This is a genomic window from Pseudanabaena biceps PCC 7429, assembly GCF_000332215.1.
GTDB lineage: Bacteria > Cyanobacteriota > Cyanobacteriia > Pseudanabaenales > Pseudanabaenaceae > Pseudanabaena > Pseudanabaena biceps.
This window is the reverse complement of record NZ_ALWB01000026.1, coordinates 14,665-32,774: the sequence shown is the minus strand read 5'-3', so window position 1 is coordinate 32,774 and position 18,110 is coordinate 14,665. Positions and strand designations below refer to the sequence as shown.

At 43.1% G+C, this 18,110-nt stretch carries 15 protein-coding genes; 12 read left to right on the top strand and 3 right to left on the bottom strand.

The genetic code is table 11. The annotated features are described in order from the left end of the window. Positions 1-272 precede the first annotated feature (272 nt). The gene (locus PSE7429_RS04985) at positions 273-818 is read right to left on the bottom strand and encodes an NYN domain-containing protein (protein WP_009625982.1); all 546 of its coding nucleotides are present in this window, start codon (positions 816-818) and stop codon (positions 273-275) included. A gap of 330 nt (positions 819-1,148) precedes the next feature. Here PSE7429_RS04985 and recA point away from each other — a divergent pair, with 330 nt between their 5' ends. Then, the gene (gene recA / locus PSE7429_RS04980) at positions 1,149-2,291 is read left to right on the top strand and encodes a recombinase RecA (protein WP_009625981.1); all 1,143 of its coding nucleotides are present in this window, start codon (positions 1,149-1,151) and stop codon (positions 2,289-2,291) included. A 168-nt stretch (positions 2,292-2,459) separates the two neighbouring features. On the opposite strand, the gene PSE7429_RS04975 is transcribed toward recA, so the two are convergent. Both PSE7429_RS04975 and PSE7429_RS04970 read right to left on the bottom strand, forming a co-directional pair. Next, positions 2,460-4,616, bottom strand: coding sequence for an ARC6/PARC6 family protein (locus PSE7429_RS04975; protein WP_009625980.1), 2,157 nt, complete (start codon positions 4,614-4,616; stop codon positions 2,460-2,462). Positions 4,617-4,856: 240 nt separating this feature from the next. Further along, entirely contained in the window at positions 4,857-6,095 is a 1,239-nt protein-coding gene (locus tag PSE7429_RS04970) for a TetR family transcriptional regulator (protein WP_040687365.1), read from the bottom strand. Between the two features lie 125 nt (positions 6,096-6,220). On the opposite strand from PSE7429_RS04970, the gene PSE7429_RS04965 reads away from it, so the two are divergent. From PSE7429_RS04965 to PSE7429_RS04915, 11 genes are all read left to right on the top strand, one after another. Further along, a complete protein-coding gene (locus tag PSE7429_RS04965) occupies positions 6,221-7,084 on the top strand; it encodes an acyl-CoA desaturase (protein ID WP_009625978.1) in 864 nt (287 codons plus the stop codon). 356 nt (positions 7,085-7,440) lie between these two features. Next, the gene (locus PSE7429_RS04960; protein ID WP_009625977.1) at positions 7,441-7,929 is read left to right on the top strand and encodes a GNAT family N-acetyltransferase; all 489 of its coding nucleotides are present in this window, start codon (positions 7,441-7,443) and stop codon (positions 7,927-7,929) included. Positions 7,930-8,278: 349 nt separating this feature from the next. Beyond that, positions 8,279-8,950, top strand: coding sequence for a phosphate signaling complex protein PhoU (gene phoU, locus PSE7429_RS04955; protein ID WP_009625976.1), 672 nt, complete (start codon positions 8,279-8,281; stop codon positions 8,948-8,950). 247 nt (positions 8,951-9,197) lie between these two features. Next, entirely contained in the window at positions 9,198-10,031 is an 834-nt protein-coding gene (locus tag PSE7429_RS04950) for a carbon-nitrogen hydrolase family protein (RefSeq protein WP_009625975.1), read from the top strand. A 332-nt stretch (positions 10,032-10,363) separates the two neighbouring features. Beyond that, complete coding sequence (locus PSE7429_RS04945; RefSeq protein WP_009625974.1) at positions 10,364-11,527, top strand: GNAT family N-acetyltransferase; 1,164 nt, start codon at positions 10,364-10,366, stop codon at positions 11,525-11,527. A 266-nt stretch (positions 11,528-11,793) separates the two neighbouring features. After that, entirely contained in the window at positions 11,794-14,382 is a 2,589-nt protein-coding gene (cphA, locus tag PSE7429_RS04940; protein ID WP_009625973.1) for a cyanophycin synthetase, read from the top strand. 162 nt (positions 14,383-14,544) lie between these two features. Continuing rightward, positions 14,545-14,964, top strand: a complete 420-nt coding sequence (locus tag PSE7429_RS25915; RefSeq protein ID WP_009625972.1) for a hypothetical protein — start codon at positions 14,545-14,547, stop codon at positions 14,962-14,964. A gap of 26 nt (positions 14,965-14,990) precedes the next feature. Then, positions 14,991-16,217 (top strand): helix-turn-helix domain-containing protein, encoded by a 1,227-nt coding sequence (locus tag PSE7429_RS04930; protein WP_009625971.1) that lies wholly within the window; start codon positions 14,991-14,993, stop codon positions 16,215-16,217. 147 nt (positions 16,218-16,364) lie between these two features. Next, positions 16,365-16,730 carry a hypothetical protein gene (locus PSE7429_RS04925; RefSeq protein ID WP_009625970.1) on the top strand — a complete coding sequence of 122 codons (366 nt, stop codon included), beginning with the start codon at positions 16,365-16,367 and terminating at the stop codon, positions 16,728-16,730. Between the two features lie 96 nt (positions 16,731-16,826). Further along, entirely contained in the window at positions 16,827-17,762 is a 936-nt protein-coding gene (locus PSE7429_RS04920; protein WP_009625969.1) for an ATP-binding protein, read from the top strand. Next, positions 17,752-18,102, top strand: coding sequence for a hypothetical protein (locus tag PSE7429_RS04915; RefSeq protein WP_009625968.1), 351 nt, complete (start codon positions 17,752-17,754; stop codon positions 18,100-18,102). The genes PSE7429_RS04920 and PSE7429_RS04915 overlap by 11 nt, the downstream gene beginning before the upstream one ends. Positions 18,103-18,110: the final 8 nt, after the last annotated feature.

The window sequence follows — 18,110 nt, the reverse complement described above, 5'->3', positions numbered from 1 at the left end:
CATCTCCTAATTCACAACTTGCAAAAATTCTTGTCCCACCAGTTCATCATTTTCTTCCCTGCTTTTGCTTGATTTTACTACTTTAACCCCATCTGCACCCTTTATCTGAAAGCCTCTTCTGGTCTGCCTTTTAAAGATCCCGTGAAAAGTAAGCTTTGAGAAAGGGTTCGCTTAGCAAACCCTTTCTCAAAGCCCAAAAGTAAAAGCCTTGCTTAGCAAGGCTTTTACTTTTGGGCTTTGAGAAAGTTTATTTAACACAGCTTTCATGCAGCTTAATTCAGCCTATTTCGCCACTGCGCTAATTGAGCTTTGGTTTTGCTATCAATACGATTGCCCAATAAATTATTTGTGTTTGCCTTTTGGGGCTTTTGGCGGCTTTGGACAGATCTTAGCGTTGCTTCGACCTCTTGCTCTAGGGCAGTGGCGGATAGCCACTCTGCCCCAAAGCCAACGGCGGTTAACTGCTGAGCGCGATCAGAAGTTACGACAATAATCCTTTTGAGATGCCGAAGCGGATCGCGTCGGTACTTGCCGCATTGACGCTCGATATAGGTATCCGCCGTTTCGTTATGATCGGTAAAATACAGTTTGAGATTTTTGGTAATTCTTTCAGCCTTGGCGGGGGTTGCTTGCACATAGGCATCGAATACCAATGTCGTCTTGTAGCCATGAAAAGCACTAAAATTTACCATCGTCTCAGTTAAATGCGATCGGGCAATGTCAAACCCTTGCAGATCTCTCATTTCCTGCAAGTGTCGCCATAGACCTATCACGTTATAGCCGTCCACCAACATAACTGGTGGATGTTCCGAAGACATAATGGTAGACCGCTAGATAGAATTACTTACTCTAATTCTGACACTAGAGTTTGCAAATGTTATAAGTAGTTCTGCATAATTAAAAACCAAAACCAGAGAGCATACCGCTCGCTATGCGGGCAGTATGCTCTTCTCGATTTTAAGTTCACTTATGCTTAGCTACTTAGTACAAATGTTATGTTTTTTATTGCAAATTTTTAGTACAAATATCTAAATACAAGCTATTGAAGCACAATCGCCTAAATCTCAGCACAAATTTAATACCTCAAATCTAGAAGCTTAATGTCATAATGAGGCAGATGTATTAGACAAACTAAACCTCGAACGGCAATGGCACCGAAAAACTCCTCTGCGACGGCAAATAGTCAGGTTGATAAGGCTACACCGATCGCCCAAACAGCAAAAGCTAGCATCAGCCCTGAGAAAAAGAAGGCTCTTGATGCGATCATGCAAAAGATCGAAAAAGATCATGGTAAAGGCTCGATCATGCGTCTGGGCGATGCGACTAATATGCGAGTCGAGACCATTCCTAGCGGCGCATTACCTCTCGATCTCGCCCTTGGTGGTGGATTGCCCAAAGGAAGGGTGATCGAAGTGTATGGACCAGAAAGCTCAGGTAAGACGACCCTTGTACTACATGCGATCGCGGAAGTGCAAAAGCGCGGAGGCGTAGCGGCCTTCGTCGATGCCGAACATGCCCTCGATCCCACCTATGCTGCTAGTGTGGGCGTTGATATTAATAACTTGCTCATATCCCAGCCTGATTCAGGGGAAATGGCTTTAGAAATTGTCGATAATCTTGTGCGATCGATGGCAGTAGATATCATTGCGATCGACTCGGTTGCCGCACTCGTCCCTCGCGCCGAAATCGAAGGCGAAATGGGCGCTTCCCACGTAGGTTTGCAAGCACGTTTGATGAGTCAAGCCCTCCGCAAAATCACCGCCAATGTCGGTAGATCGAACTGTATTGTTATTTTCTTAAACCAATTGCGTCAAAAAATTGGCGTATCCTATGGCAGTCCCGAAACGACTACAGGGGGTACGGCTCTGAAGTTTTATGCTTCAGTCCGTCTCGATATTCGGCGCATCCAAACCTTGAAAAAAGGGACAGAAGAATATGGCATTCGCGCCAAAGTTAAGGTTGCCAAAAATAAAGTTGCCCCACCTTTCCGTATTGCTGAATTTGATATTATCTTTGGTAAAGGTATCTCTACGGTAGGCTGTCTTGTCGATCTGGCTGAAGAAATGAGTATCATCGTTCGTAAAGGGGCATGGTACAGCTACCAAGGCGACAATATCGGGCAGGGGCGCGACAATACGATCAAATATATGGAAGATAAACCCGAATTTGCTCAAGATGTCGAACGACAAGTCCGCGAAAAACTATCCGCAGGGGTGGCTGTTTCGGCAACGAAGGTCGTCCCCGAAGAAATTGAACCTGAGGATGACGATATTCCTCCCGATGATTTTTAATACCAAAGCTCAAAATGGCGTAGCCATTTTGAGCTTTGAAAACCTTTACTGGTTTTGATTTTTAATTCACAAAAGCGTAATCACGCTTTCGTGAATTGGTATAAAACCGAAAAAGAGAATGGCAGCGCTTCGCGCCGCCATTCTCTTTTTCGGTTTGAAAGCGATAAATCAAAAAACTAACATTTCCCGAATTAGCCACTTATTATCTTTTTTCACTAAGTCGTACTCTACGGTGTAGCTGGCATCATCCTTGGATGCACTGCGATCAAGTTCGCCATTATTAAAATAGTTGCGGGACTCGGAAATTTTGGCTACCACCTTCGCTTTGCTATCGCCATCGGGAACAACCTTATCCACATCGCTAGACTTAGTTTGGTACTGCAAGTAGGAATTACTGGATTTTAGTTCTTTCGCACGCCCTTTCCAATCACTCAGGGCTGGGTCAACCAAAATTTCCTCTAGGAGATTGTCTTCATAACCTTTACCAAGAGCCTTCGATTTAGTTGCTTGCCATGTTTCGATGACTTTGGTAGCTGTTTCTTTGTCTAGCGGACCTGGTTGAGCGACTGGGGCAGCATTATTATCTTTGATCGATTGCACTAATGTCGCGATCGGTTTTTCGAGGGTGATGCTCTCTAGACGAGGGCTACCGCTTAAGGAGCGAATTGCCCAAACTAATAACGAAATAAATCCCGCTAGGAGCGCGATCGCAAGGACGATGACGACGATCAAACGTCCGACATTAAACCTGCTGCGCTTAGGTGGAGTTACGGGGCTTTGTGCTTGCACAGGTCGCTTGATTTCCCGAACGGGTTCATTAACCGTTCTTGCTGAAGTTCGGGGTGGTGGGACATTACCAAGGCGACGCGTACTCGATAGATCTCTGGTATTGCTAGTGCCATTGGCACTATAGGAGGGGCGCTCGATTACAGGCGCTACTGAACGCTGAAAACGATTAGGTGTTTCAGGAGCATAGGTAGAGAGTTTTGGCTCTGGACTGGAAATCGCAGGGTTTGGCTCGAAACTACGTCCGCTATTGGGGACATTTTCTAGAGAAGATAATAATCCTAGGCGATCGCCACCCACGGGGGAAGTCCATTCCGAAGAGAGCGCACCAGTGTTGGGCAATTCCTCTAGATAGGCTTGAACCTGTTCGTCAGCAAAATAATCTTTGAGTGAGACGATCTGGCTCATTAAGTCGCGGAAATGGGGATATACCTCTTCTTGCATCCAACGCTCGCTATAGAGACAGAGTCCAGGCAATAGATCGGGAGCACCCTCTGAGTTTTGGCGGATAAAAGCGATTTGCTCCTGCTCGCTACTATTGTCGATCGCCGCGCTTGCCTCTTCCGTCTGACCGAGCAACAGCGCACAGACTGCTTTTTCTAAATAAATATCTTGCTTGGCACTGAGTTTGACGAGTAAACCCTTCGCGCGACGGATCAGGGCAGGCTGCCTCTGGGAGAAGCCACGGGCAATTAGGGCATATACGGCGAGATAGGTGGCTACGGTTGAGGGACGACGCGCTTCTTCTTCAAACAATGTTTGCTGCTCGATCGCGGTCATGTAGCTACGCAATTGCTGGATAAACCGCAAAAAATCATCAATACCTAAGCTGGAATAGTCATTCCCCGAACCGTCAATGCCGCGTCTTGCATCCAACATCTCCTGCAAAAGGGACATTCCTTTGCGATGTTCGCTGGTGTGATTGTCAGGAGTTGCCAACAATTCTAGGATGCGATAGGGTCGCAGTCGAAATAAATCGGCTTGAATCTCACTGCGAATACTTAGAAATAAACCTTCACGTAATAGGATTTCTTGGGCAGCTTCTAGGGAGGAAGCCGCTGCCTCATATTGACCTTGTTTCCAGTATTCACGACCGAGATCTAGGTAAGATAGCGATACGGAGAGCAGTAGATCGGGGTCGTGGGGGGAAATTCTTGCCGACTGATGCTCGGCTTCTTCAGGATCGTAATAGGGTCTGGCGAGGGATAAGACTTTCTCGGATTCGCCGAGTTCGTACAAAATTAGTAATAGCCCTGCAAAGTCCTTTTCATCGGCTTCAATTTGAGGCGGTAAGGTTAAAACTGGTCGATCGCTCTCTACTTCGAGGGACTCATTGGCATTTACCCCTTCAAGGCGATCGCGGTCTATCAGGGTTTCGTAGGCTTTATCGATAATGCGTTTGCGAGAGGCGATCGCGGCATCAGAATATTCGCGCCTCGGCATGGAGAGCAGGCGATCGCGGTGGGCTTGATGGATCTTGTCTAGCCCTGACAGATGTGTCAAACCAAGAATGCGGTAACAGTCTAGGGGAACTCTCACTTTGCTTTTCTACCCAAAACTTCAATTGGAAATGCCGATCTAAATGCCGATAATGCCAACTTGTTTGCCTCTCAAAAAAAAGATGCTCCGTATCTCACGCAATGAAATCATTTAAAAACATTGAATTAAATGTGTTCGCCAAAGCGACTACATTAAACGCCCGAATTATACACTAAGTTCAAGAAATAAAACCAAGAAACCATCAGGGAAAGATGGAAATTCTTGGATGATTTATTGGTTTTAAGCATCAAGGGCGATCGCTTTATCGATGGCTAATTTTTCATTTAGACGAGTTTGGTAAGCCTGCAATTCTTTAGTTTTGATGCCACTAATAATACAAAAGCTATCAACATCCATGCCCCTTGCCAGCATTTCAATACACCAAGTATGGCGAGCTTGATCGAGGGTTAAGGGCGAACCATCGAGATTGCGATAGGGCTGTGTCCAACGCTCCCATAGCTGTTCGACCTCTTCTAAGGATAGCGGTTGGCGATCGCCACTGAGAAACATTGACTCCGTATCGTGAGTCGCCTTGGGATCTTTAAGATCCTTTTGGCGGATCTTGAGATAGGCACTGAGAGGATTATTAGTTGCGGAGCCGTAGCGATGACCAAGAATTTTTTGATTGAGTGGTACTAAGCGTCCGTTAAGATTGGTCTCCTGAGATGCTTGCGTGCGCAAAAGTCCGTGATTAGCTTGGATTTGATAGTCTTGGAGGCGCAAATTAGTTAAATTTTGGGCGGTCATCCCCGCACCAAATAATAAATAGGCGATCGCATAGTCCCTAGGACTACATTTTTTGGCTTGGAGGATGATATCGCGGACTGTCTCCGCAGGAATATCGATAATAGGTCTAGCTTGGGTGGTAGGGATTACCTCTTGGACAAACATATCCACAAGGGTACTCACAAATTCATCGCGATCGCGCCAAACCGCCTGTACGTCACTGGTTAAGGTGATGACGGCATAACCCAAAATACAGGTATTTAACAAGTTAGCGAGTTTAATCGGGGGCAGGGAATATTGCAGCCGCGAATTAACCAACACATCATTGATGGCGGTAGCGATCGTCTGATTGACCTGATTAATACCTTGGGCAAGTGCCTGCCGACTTTCGAGCGGATATTGTCCCGCCTCACCGACAAGCGATCGTACCAATTCAGGCACGCTTTCGAGCGCCCTTAACGAACTTTGAATGTAGTACTTGAGAAATCTCCGTAGATCGCTCTGACTAGAGATATCGGACACCATGAGCGACTCTCCTACTTGAGCCAACACCAGATATTTTTGCAGACATTCTTGCAGTACAGCTAGCAATAAACCATGTTTATTCCCAAAATGCCGAAATAAAGTTACTTCATTGACCTGAGCGAAGTCAGCGATTTGGCGAGTAGTCGTCTCGGTGATTCCCTTACTAGCAAACAACTCTAGCGCTGTGTTCACTATACGTTGACGAGTAGGAATACGAGATACAGACATGAGAGCATGTACCATTGAGATGATTTGCAAGTGATACTTGCATTATTACGGAGATTGCAGTTAGACTTAATATATAACTGTAAGTGATACTTGCATCTCCTCACCACCCCTTAAGTTGTTATTTCATGACCGCCACTACTGAAGCCATCTCAACTGAACTGAAACTGAACTGGACGAATGTCGCTTTTTTCAGTGCTTTTCATCTCGCGGCTCTTGCTGCACCCTTTTATTTTTCTTGGCAAGCTGTAATCCTCACCGTGTTTTTACATTGGTTGTTTGGCAGCATCGGCATCACCTTAGGATATCACCGCTTGCTTAGCCATCGGAGCTTTCAAGTACCACAGTGGTTAGAATACATCATTGCCACAATTGGAGCCTTAGCATTACAGGGCGGTCCAGTATTTTGGGTGGGTGGACATCGTCAGCATCACGGGTTTACAGAAGACAATCAAAAGGATCCCTATTCGGCAAATAAAGGCTTTTGGTGGAGCCACATGATGTGGATTATGTACTCCAAGCCAGAACATTTTCAGCGTTCCAATTACAGCAAATTTGCCCCCGATCTAGCTAACGATCCTTACTACAAGTTTTTAGATGTTTATTTTCTGCTGTTGCAAGTGCCCCTTGCAGCCCTGATATACATCATTGGTGAACAATGCTTCTCTGGGCTTGGTATGTCATTTTTAGTTTATGGCGTAGCCGTGCGCTCCGTGGCTCTTTGGCATAGTACTTGGCTGATTAACTCTGCTTGTCACAAATGGGGTTACAAAAACTTTACGGAGAATCCAGATCACTCTACAAACCTCTGGTGGGCTGCAATTTTAACCTATGGGGAAGGTTGGCATAATAACCACCATGCCTTTCCTAAGTCGGCAAGGTCTGGGCTGAAATGGTGGGAAATCGATCCAACTTGGGGCGTAATCAATCTCTTACAGTCTGTTGGTTTAGCGAAGAAGGTCTATCTATCAGAACCTTGGCAAGCTAAGTAACACTAAATTCCAAAACGTAATTCAAAAAATGGCAGGGCCATTTTTTGAATCTCAAAACTTTACGGGATTTATTTTTTAATTCACTGGAGTGAGCCAACACTTCAGTGAATTGCCATAACAGAGAAAGATCGCTAACTGCCCTTTCTCTGTTTTTAATGTATCTGTTGCTATAGCAATAATACCAATTCACGAAAGCGTGACAACACTTTCGTGAATTAAAAACTAAACCTAGTAAGGGTTTTCAAGTTAAGAAATGGCTACGCCATTTCTTAACTTGGTATAAAAGATACATTGGGACGATCGCCAATATGTCAGCCTTATGGGAAATAGGTTAATCAATGCGGGAAAGCAAGCATATGGATCATCGCCACATTCGCTTTAGCGATCGCCAAGAAGAGGTCGATTTAGAGCAATTACAAAAACTATTGCGAGTTGGGACATTTTGGGCAACGGAAAGGACTCAAGCGGGGCTAGCGATCGCTCTTGCTAACTCTAAGCCAGTGGTGACTGTATGGGATGGCGATCGGCTGATTGGACATGCAAGAGCTACCAGTGATGGTATTTATCGGGCAACAATTTTTGATGTGGTGATCCATCCCGATTATCGCGGCTCTGGTTTGGGGCGCAAATTGGTGCAGACGGTGTTAGCACATCCTCATATTTGTAATGTCGAGCGAGTTTATCTGATGACCACCAATCAACAAAAGTTTTACGAACAGATTGGCTTCCAACAAAATTCTTCAACCACATTAGTGTTATTTAATAATGCGCTAGATAACTCCATAGACATTGCTCTAGATGGCGATCGACCAATGGCAACTGAACTCAGTCAAGTTACGATGTAAGTCAATTTTAGAGTTATAGACAGACTTATAGACAACAGACGAACCTCTCTGTTCTTTCTTAGGGACTTGCGATTTAATGAAGTACCAAATATAAAACCAGAATCGGTGGCGGGGCGGAGCCGCGCCACCGATTCTGGTAAATCTGGATTGGTATCTTATTTTCTCGCAAGTCCCTTATAGATCTAGTAGATCTATTGGATCTACTAGATCTACTAGATCCACAATAGTATTTGCAAATACCGTCAAGATTTACAAACTATGTAAAGATGTGTATCAAAGCAAAATTAGAAAATGTATATTAATTTCTTTCTAATTTCTTTATAATCCCATTTATTTTTGGTGGGAGCCAATGACCGAAACCTTATCTCAAAGCCAAAAACGAACAAGGAGCGAGTTTGAACGCCAGTTACACCGCCTAGAACAAGATTCCTTGAGAATGGGAGCACTTGTCGAAAATTCTTTTCTTCTTGCCCATGCCGCACTATTTGAACGAGATCTTGAATCAGCTACCCGTATTGACGCTCAAGATCGCCAAATAGATCAAATCTATCGTCAAATTGAAACTGATTGTATTGAGCTAATTACCCTTCAGTCGCCAGTTGCGCGTGACATCAGATTGCTTAGTGCCGTAATGCAACTCATCCGCGATATCGAACGAATTGGTGACTATGCCGAAAATCTGGGCGAAATCGCGATTAAGCTTTTTCCCTATCCGCCATCTCCTTACCTTGGTGAGTTAGAGGTCATGTCTAACCGCTGTCGCGCTATGCTGGCTATGAGCTTAGAAGCCCTCGCCAACTTAGATGAAAATATTGGCTTACAAATCAAGGCTAAAGATGATGCCGTTGATTATGACTATCAACATATATACAATCTGCTCGCTCACCAAAAGTGTTTTGGCGAACAAACTGAGCCTGTAATGCTGATGGTTTTAGCCATTCATCACTTAGAGCGTATGGCAGATCATGCTACTAATGTGGGGCTGAGGGTTGCCTATATTGTCACAGGTAAACTTGGTTGATTTAATTAGGTTAATTTGAGTACTCCATTCCCACCCAAAGAATAGGCGTTATAAAGTGAATAATTAGGCTTGCGCGGCTTTGCCGCGCAAGCCTAATTATTCACTGAGAAGGTAGTAATTTGATTGATTTAATGTGGTTAAACTTAAAACTAATTTTAAAAAGGAGAATTGCTGCTATAGCAAGGTAATCTAAAGTAAGTGCTTTAGGGCACATCCGAATTTATGTGGGAAAGTTTTAAGGATTGAAATGAAGTCATATTTGGCGGCCGCCGTACAAATGACCAGTATCTCTGATGTAGATAAAAATCTTGCTCAAGCAGAAGATTTGATCCAACTGGCAGTGAATCGAGGAGCAGAACTAGTGTGTCTACCTGAAAACTTTTCGTTTTTGGGAGATGAAATGGAAAAGACCAAACTTTCTACAGAAATTGCAGAAAAGAGCGAAAAGTTTCTAATTACGATCGCCCAACGCTATCAAATTCTCTTGCTAGGTGGTGGCTTTCCCGTACCTGTTGCTAATAGCAGTAATGGTAATCAAGGCAAAATGTACAACACGGCGTTGCTCATCGGTCGTGAAGGTGAAGAACTTGCCCGTTACCGCAAAATGCATTTATTTGATGTCAACCTTCCCGATGGCAATACCTATCAGGAGTCAGCGACGGTACTCGCAGGTACGGAATCACCACCTGTATACGTTTCTGAGAAGTATGGCAACTTAGGGCTATCCGTTTGCTATGACGTGAGGTTCCCAGAGCTTTATCGATACCTATCTAATAATGGGGCAAATGTTTTATTTGTACCAGCCGCCTTTACTGCATTTACGGGCAAAGATCATTGGCAAGTTTTACTACAAGCTAGGGCGATCGAAAATACTAGCTACGTGATTGCGCCAGCACAGGTAGGGATGCATACACCTCGCCGTCAATCCCACGGTCATGCCATGATTGTCGATCCTTGGGGCATTGTCCTCGCTGATGCAGGCGATCGTATTGGTGTCGCGATCGCGGAAATACAGCCTTCCCGCATCGACCAAATTCGTCGTCAGATGCCCTCGCTGCAACATCGAACTTTTTCTTGTTAAGGCAAAAGGTAAAGACGACGCTTCGTGTTGTCTTTACTTTTTGAACGATTTCGATGGATCTGTACTAAAATGGTAGGCAATCGTTTTTGTCTGATTTTAGTAATTGTCTTTTCCTGATTGTTGATTGAATTGTTGATTAACTAACTTGCTAAGGGACTTGCTATTAATTAAAGTACCTGTGGCTTCGACCTTCTTACTCAGACAATGTTAGCTGAACGGAGTCGAAGCTAGACAACTAGGTGGGACATTTTTTATCCGCAAGAGCCTAATCGCCATCCTTTTCGAGGCGGTATTCCTAAATTTTCCCAACTATTTCTCTGGCACAAGCAGTTATGCAACCTTTTCCAGTGCTTGGTAATACGATCCGTCCGCTTCAACACCGCGACCTAGAGTTCATTCAGCGATTTGCATCGCCTAACGATCTCGAACAGATTGCGGTTAGCGATCTGAGTGGCTGTCGCAGTCGGCAAAAAGTCAGCCTGCATCAACTGGCGAGTTGGCTCCCTGCCCCTGTGCAAACCTTGCTGAAGCCCTATGTAAGAGCCTATGTCTCTGAGTGCAATGGCCTTATTCAGGGGTTTATTCGGGTTTCTCCCTTTAATAACAACAGCAGCACTTGGCAGATTGATCGCGTGGTGGTTTTGCCCGAAGCTCAGAATGGTCAACATAATGTTGGCACGCAACTGATCCGCTATTGCCTAGAATCTTGCTTAGAAGCAAGGACATGGGTATTGCAGGTCGATATTAACCAAAAAGACACGATCGCCCTCTATCGTCAAAATGGATTCCAGCCTCTTGCCCAATTTACTGATTGGGAGATTGGAACCGAAAGTCTGGCGGAACTTGCCCAGCATTGCCCTGATCTGCCCAATCTGATGCCCGTCAGCAATGCTGATGCGAGCTTGCTTTATCAACTCGATACAGCCGCGATGCCTCCCCATATTCGCCAAGTTTACGATCTCAATGTTGATGATTTTCGAGCCAAGACCCTCGACAAATTGGTGAATCACGGTTCATTACTGATCAATCATTTGCAGGATGTATCGGGTTATGTCTATGAACCCCAACGCAAAGCAGCGATCGGTTATTTTTATCTGCTGTTGCAGCGTCCGACGGCAAATCAGCCCGAAGAAAAGCTTACTCACCATTGTCAGCTGACGGTACATCCTGCCTATACATGGCTCTACCCCGAACTCACTTCCCAAATTGCGCGTATCGTTACCAAACAATCTTCAGAAAACGTCAGTTTGCAACTGTCATCAGCAGATTATCAACCCGAACGCGAGGACTATTTAGAAGAAATCCATGCGCAACGGCAGGGGCATTCATTACTAATGGCGCGATCGGTATGGCACAAAATCCGCGAGACTAAAACCGTTCTCGATGGATTACAGCTTTCGCGCATGTTGTCTGGTTTGCAGCCCACCCAAAAACCGATCCCAGGCAGAATTGAAACCTTGCCACAGCAGCATCAACATACCGATGAACCTCTATAGCGAGCGGCGATATCTGCTATCTTAAGGGCTATCATTCTTACCGCAGAAATTGCCAAAACTACGACTTTGCGGTAGATTGAACAAAATTTTGGGATTTACTTCAGGGTAAAGCCCCTTAAGAACCATGCTTAATGAATCATGCTTAATGAAGTTATTGTTAACCGATCTAATTTTGGTTCAATTTATACAAAATGCAGATCCACAAGATCGCTAGGATTAGACACTGGACATTTAGGCATTGGATGCACCTTTAAAAACGCTTGACTATGAAAATTCTCAAAATCCAGACATTACGTGGTTCAAATTATTGGAGTATCCAACGGCATCAGCTTGTAGTTGTGCGATTAGATTTAGAGGGTTTTCAAGTACAACGAACTAGTTTTTATCAAAGTTTATGCAAGGTTTTGCCGAGTCTAGCAGGTAAAGATATCGCTCAGCGCAACGATATTAGCGATGCCGATTTTCTGGCGGAAATTGTCAAAGATATTGCGATCGCCCTCCAAGGCTATGTCGGCATGAAGGTGGACTTTGGCACAATCAGACCTACCGTCGAACATAATGTCTATCAAGTAGTATTTGAATATCAAACCGAAGGTGCAGGACGCTATGCAGCGCGTGCAGCAGTGAGAATCTGCACCAGCATTTTAGAAACAGGAACCTACGCCACTCAAGAGTTACAAGAAGATCTCAAGGACTTGAGGGATATCCGTCTAGATGGTCAGTTAGGACCTAGTACCGAGTCCATAGTTGCCGAAGCTAAGGCAAAAAAAATTCCTTGGCTAGAACTGGGCAGTCGAGCCATGATCCAGTTGGGCTATGGCGTACATCAAAGCCGCATTCAAGCAACTCTGTCCAATAAAACGGGCATCTTGGCTGTAGAGCTAGCCTGTGATAAGGAAGGTACCAAGAGCATTTTGAGGGCTTCGGGTGTGCCCGTACCTAGGGGAACGACTATTCGATCGCCTAAATATCTAGAAGATGCGATCGGCGAAGTGGGCGGGTTCCCCATCGTAATTAAGCCACTTAACGGCAATCACGGTAGGGGGATCACTATCGATGTCCGTACTATTAAAGAGGCGATCGCTGCCTTTGACATGGCGCAAGAAGTCTCAGAAGAGGTGATTGTCGAGCGTTTTCACACGGGGCGCGATCATCGGGTATTGGTCATTAATGGCAAATTTGTTGCTGTTGCTGAACGGGTTCCTGCCAATGTCACGGGTGATGGTGTATCTACGATTTCCCAGTTGATTGAAATTACCAACCAAGATCCGCGTCGTGGCGATGGACATGACAATGTCCTGACCCGTATCGAAATCGATCGCACGAGTATGGATATTCTTGCCAGACAGGGCTTTACCCTAGATTCTGTACCACCGAAAGGACAGATCTGCTACCTCAAGGCAACCGCAAACCTCAGTACTGGCGGCGTATCAGTGGATCGCACCGATGAGATCCATCCCGAAAACATCTGGTTGGCAGAACGGGTCGCCCGAATTATCGGGCTAGATATTGCGGGGATCGATGTTGTTACGGAAGATATTTCCTTGCCAGTCCGTCAGACCGATGGTGCGATCGTGGAAGTGAATGCGGCTCCAGGATTTCGGATGCATACGGCTCCCAGTATTGGCACTCCCCGCAATGTTGCCGCCCCAGTGATCGATATGCTCTTTCCTGCGGGAACGCCAACGCGAGTACCGATCGTGGCGATCACAGGTACCAATGGAAAAACCACTACTACCCGTCTAATTGCCCATATCTTCAAGCAGACAGGCAAAAGGGTAGGTTACACCACCACTGACGGTATTTATATCGGTGAATGTCTCGTCGAAAAGGGTGACACCACAGGTCCCTATAGTGCTCAAGTGATCCTGCGCGATCCCACGGTGGAAGTCGCAATTTTAGAAACCGCAAGGGGCGGAATTCTGCGATCGGGCTTAGGTTTTGACGGTTGTGATATCGGAGTTGTGATGAATGTTGCCGCCGATCACCTAGGTATTGGCGACATTGATACGATTGAAGATTTGGCAAGACTTAAGAGTGTCGTGGTAAAAACGGCTCTCCCCTCAGGTTATGCCGTATTGAATGCAGACGATCCCTTGGTTGTTGCCATGGCGCAGGAAGTTGAGGCAAAGGTGGCTTACTTCAGTATGGATGTTGAGAATCCATTAATTAAGTCTCATATTGCCCAAGGTGGGCTTGCCGCAGTTTACGAAAATGGCTTTTTAACAATTTTGAAAGGGGATTGGAAGCTCCGCATCGAAGAAGCCGTAAACGTGCCGCTAACCCTCGGTGGACGGGCTGCTTTTAATATCCAAAACTCCCTCGCCGCTAGTTTAGCTGCCTTTGCCCAAGATGTAGAAATCGAGCAGATTCGTCAAGGCTTAGCCACCTTTGTCGCCTCCAGCGCTCAGACTCCAGGGCGGATGAACTTGTTTGACTTGGGTAAGTATCATGCGCTGGTAGACTATGCCCATAATCCTGCGGGATTTAAGGCGATCGCTGATTTTATCCAGAAATGGAGTGGCGAAGCGATCGGGGTGATTGGCGCACCAGGCGATCGGCGCGATGAGGACATTATCGAGTTAGGGCAACTGGCGGCTAGCATGTTTCAGAGGATCTTCATTAAGGAAGATAAGGACTTACGGGGACGTGCACCTCGTGCTGTGGCAGAACTGCTGCGTCAGGGAGTAGAAGAGGTAAATCGCAATATTCCCTGTATTACAATTCTTGACGAAGCGGAAGCCCTTGCTGCCGCCTTGGATAGCGCGCCTCAAAGCAGCTTAGTTGTAGTATTCCCTGACAAAGTGGATCTCGCTATTGGTATTATTGAATCGCGAAAATCTAAATTGCCATAGTATATCAAATAAAAGTCAAAAAGATGAATGGCGACACTTTGTGTCGCCATTCATCTTTTTGACTTTTTGTTACAAATAAAACAAATTGCTGGATAAACTTGAGATTTTATATAAATATAATAATCATCTGAAATCGCCTCAATTTCGTTGCAATCACTATGTATGTTATATCTATCGGTCACACGCTTAAAACTAAAATCTTTCCGTTACCTGTTGTCGTTTTTATTCTACACCGATCAAATTCTGAGAGAAATTAGAGCTAGCGAAGGATATTTACAAGGGAAATTGATGGCAACACATAATCTGTCTATGTGGACAATGACATTATGGACTTCCGAAGAGTCAGCCAGAAATTTTTACTTAAGTGGCAGTCATCAATTAGCTATGGAAAAAATTAGCGAATGGACTTCTGAAGCGGTTCATATTAATCATCCCACTAATTGGGATCAACTGCCTCCTTGGACTGATGTGACCCAACTTCTAGCTAATCAGGGGCATTTTGTCCCTTTAACTAATCCTTCAGAAAATCATTTAAAGCGTTTTATTACTCAGCCAAGCTTGAAATTTATCTTAAAAATATAAATAATAAAAGTAGATTTAACAAATCGATGAATAAAAAAGGTACAGATCTTAATCCGATTGGATTTAATAAACAATCGATGGAAATGATGATGAGTTCTTTAGTGACATCTCCTTTTGATGTATACGAAAGTCCAAGCAATAATATAATGTTAACAGAGTTTAAAAAGTTTTCTCAAAAAATCATTAAACATAAGGCATACGTCCCTTTTTTTGAAGTTTTCGATGTTCGTCCTTCTCAATGTGAATATACTCACTTTATTGGCGATAAATGGATTAAAAAAAATTCAGATAGTAGCGGATTTTCATTTTATGCAAGTGAAATAGAATATGGTTTAAAGGTGAATTCTGGCAGTTTTGTTGATGGTAATCTTCTTGGGATTAATCCAGCATTCTTTAATAAAATTCTAAATGGTTATCAATCTAATGGGTTATTCCCTGACTTTTTAAAAGATATTCAAGATCCTTGTATTCAAAAGTATATTCAGGACATTGTTTTTGATATAAAGAATAGCGCATACACACAAAATTACTTATCTGTCGATTATACTGGGTTACGTATTGAGGAGAATATCGCTTATCTTTTGAGGTTAATTGCTGGGAAGCATTTGTCAACTAAATGTAATTTCGGGGCTCGACAAGTTAAAGAGATCATTGAATATTTTGACGATAAAGTAATAACAAATCAACCAATTACGATTGAAGAATTGATAGAAAAATTTCCAGTAGAAGAATCTTTGTATTGGCTAGATGCGTTTAAAAATGACTTAAAAAAAACACCTTATCAATATTATATTGACAGAAAAAACGTTTTTTTGTCTGGATTAGTAGAAGAGAATCAAAGAATGTTGATTTCTGATCAGAAAAAGCTATTTAATTTAATTCATGAATTGGTTGAGAATCCAGATTCATCTCTAGCATTTGAGTTTCAAATGGGCAATGAAACTTTGCTTCAGTTCCTATCAAGAAAGCTAGACTATGATAGATATAAACATGAAAACTCATTTAAAAATCACTGTGAAAAAATGGGAATAGCATGTTTAAGGTATTATCTCTTTTTATGTATAGAGAAGGCAAAGCATCTTTTAATTACAACCGAGAAAAGTATCGGAGAAATTTCCTGTATTTGTGGATTCGATGATGATAAATCTTTCAGAAAATCTTTTCGGAACAGAGCAAATAATCTTAAACCCGAAAAGTTTAGAGAAGATTACAAGAAAACGTCTCTCCGTTTTGATTTGAAAGTTGGTGATTAAGCCTCTTAGCAGATTTTAAAAATCTTGTCAAACACCTCAGTGACTTTTGGCAAAGCTTCCAGTGACTTTTTTCCTTAGAGAAACTTGATGGACTGAGTTAGTGTATGTCTAGAAGAAATCACTTAACCCTCTTGATATTAAATTGATATGATGAAACTCATTTTGAACTTCTCTTTCTTCTTGGTTTCTTCCAGTGTAGTTTTGTTGTCCGCTTTGCCTTCTTCAGCTTTTGTTCCACCTCTTTCTAATATTGTTGATTCTGCTATTCATTTTGATAATGGTTTGATTGCTCAAGATAATGGCACTTTTAGAGTTGTGCGTATCTATGGCAACAACAATATTTTAGTGAAATCTTTATCTTCTGGAAGAGAATTTGATGTCTATTACTCTTCCAGAATTGGTGCTGATGTTGGTGATTTGGTAACAGTAACATTTGACGATGATCGCTGGATTTCCATTATAAACAATAGGACAGGCAGATCCGCTGCCGTAACCAGTGTATCTCGCAAATAGTCTGTAATCATTCTATTTGGAGAGCATTATAGAGCTTAGCTTTACGAACATTTCAGCAAATGCTGTGTTATTTATCGAAGATGATTTGACCAAAACATGAAATACGAGATTGTCAAAGATTCAGCTAAGAAAGATTCAGATTCAAACAAGTCTGACAATGATAAAAGGGATAAAAGTTTAGATATTCTTGTAGAAGAGCCTAAATGGTCTTTGCCAGAAATTGCACTTTCCGAAGATACCATTGAACAAATTGAGGAAATGATAGTGTATGTACAGAAACGAGATAAACTTTTGCACGAGTGGCAGTTTAGTCGTTTTCTGAAGGCAGGGAGTGGTCTTAGCGTTAACTTTTTTGGTTCACCTGGTACGGGTAAGAGTATTACCGCAGAAGCGATTGCTAAAAAATTGGGAATGTCAATTATCAGAGCAAACTATGGCGAGATTGAATCTTCTCTCGTTGGTGGGACATCTGAAAACTTAGCACGTATATTCAAGTTAGCAGAAGACACAAAAAGTTTGCTTTTCTTTGATGAAGCCGATGCTGTGCTTAGTAGAAGGATATCAAACTTGTCTCAAGCTGCCGATCACGGTGTTAACTCTGCAAAAAGTACACTTTTGACTTTGCTAGATAAATTCAATGGCATTATCGTTTTTGCGACAAATTTATTTGACAACTATGATGAAGCTTTCCTTAGAAGAATTATCTTTAACGTAGAATTTCTGCCTCCAGACTACGATATGAGAATTCAATTGTGGAAATTTCATTTAGCCGAGTCTGTCCCAAGAGTTGTCAGTTATGAATCCCTTGCCTCGATTAGTGATGACTTAAGTGGAGGAGACATTAAGAATATCACGATCAAATTAGGATTGAAACTTCTAACAGAGAAAATCAACAGTATTGATGAACCTACAGTAGAGGAATTAATAGAGAAATACAAGAATGTTAAGGCAAGACAAAAGCTTTACAAAAGTATTGACATTGGACAAACTACAGACACTATAAAAGAGGAGAATCACTTAAATGGCATTTGATCCAATCAGTTTGATATTTTGTTTTATATTGGGCGGTCTTACAGGAGCAAGCGTTGCTGCTTTTTGGGAACAGATAAAAGCATGGGCTGTGAAGGTGATTGCGAAAATTCTTGACGCAATAAATACTGCTATCGAAGTTACCTCTGATGCCATTGTATATCTAGTAAAGGAAGGTAAAAGAATTTATAAAAGGGTGGAAGTTGGTGTGAGAAATATTTATTCTGGCAGAACAAGTCTTCAATTCAAAGAGAAAGAAATATCTTCTTATGACATTCCAGACGAGATGAATGATCAACTTAATCGTAAAACGAAGCTTAAAATTGGAACCTGTTCTACATAGCAAATAAT

Excerpts from the sequence above, each read along its gene's own strand:
- PSE7429_RS04985 (WP_009625982.1), bottom strand. The coding sequence starts at position 818 with ATGTCTTCGGAACATCCACCAGTTATGTTGGTGGACGGCTATAACGTG.
- recA (WP_009625981.1), top strand. The coding sequence starts at position 1,149 with ATGGCACCGAAAAACTCCTCTGCGACGGCAAATAGTCAGGTTGATAAG.
- PSE7429_RS04970 (WP_040687365.1), bottom strand. The coding sequence starts at position 6,095 with ATGTCTGTATCTCGTATTCCTACTCGTCAACGTATAGTGAACACAGCG.
- PSE7429_RS04965 (WP_009625978.1), top strand. The coding sequence starts at position 6,221 with ATGACCGCCACTACTGAAGCCATCTCAACTGAACTGAAACTGAACTGG.
- PSE7429_RS04960 (WP_009625977.1), top strand. The coding sequence starts at position 7,441 with ATGGATCATCGCCACATTCGCTTTAGCGATCGCCAAGAAGAGGTCGAT.
- phoU (WP_009625976.1), top strand. The coding sequence starts at position 8,279 with ATGACCGAAACCTTATCTCAAAGCCAAAAACGAACAAGGAGCGAGTTT.
- PSE7429_RS04950 (WP_009625975.1), top strand. The coding sequence starts at position 9,198 with ATGAAGTCATATTTGGCGGCCGCCGTACAAATGACCAGTATCTCTGAT.
- PSE7429_RS04945 (WP_009625974.1), top strand. The coding sequence starts at position 10,364 with ATGCAACCTTTTCCAGTGCTTGGTAATACGATCCGTCCGCTTCAACAC.
- cphA (WP_009625973.1), top strand. The coding sequence starts at position 11,794 with ATGAAAATTCTCAAAATCCAGACATTACGTGGTTCAAATTATTGGAGT.
- PSE7429_RS25915 (WP_009625972.1), top strand. The coding sequence starts at position 14,545 with ATGTTATATCTATCGGTCACACGCTTAAAACTAAAATCTTTCCGTTAC.
- PSE7429_RS04930 (WP_009625971.1), top strand. The coding sequence starts at position 14,991 with ATGAATAAAAAAGGTACAGATCTTAATCCGATTGGATTTAATAAACAA.
- PSE7429_RS04925 (WP_009625970.1), top strand. The coding sequence starts at position 16,365 with ATGATGAAACTCATTTTGAACTTCTCTTTCTTCTTGGTTTCTTCCAGT.
- PSE7429_RS04920 (WP_009625969.1), top strand. The coding sequence starts at position 16,827 with ATGAAATACGAGATTGTCAAAGATTCAGCTAAGAAAGATTCAGATTCA.
- PSE7429_RS04915 (WP_009625968.1), top strand. The coding sequence starts at position 17,752 with ATGGCATTTGATCCAATCAGTTTGATATTTTGTTTTATATTGGGCGGT.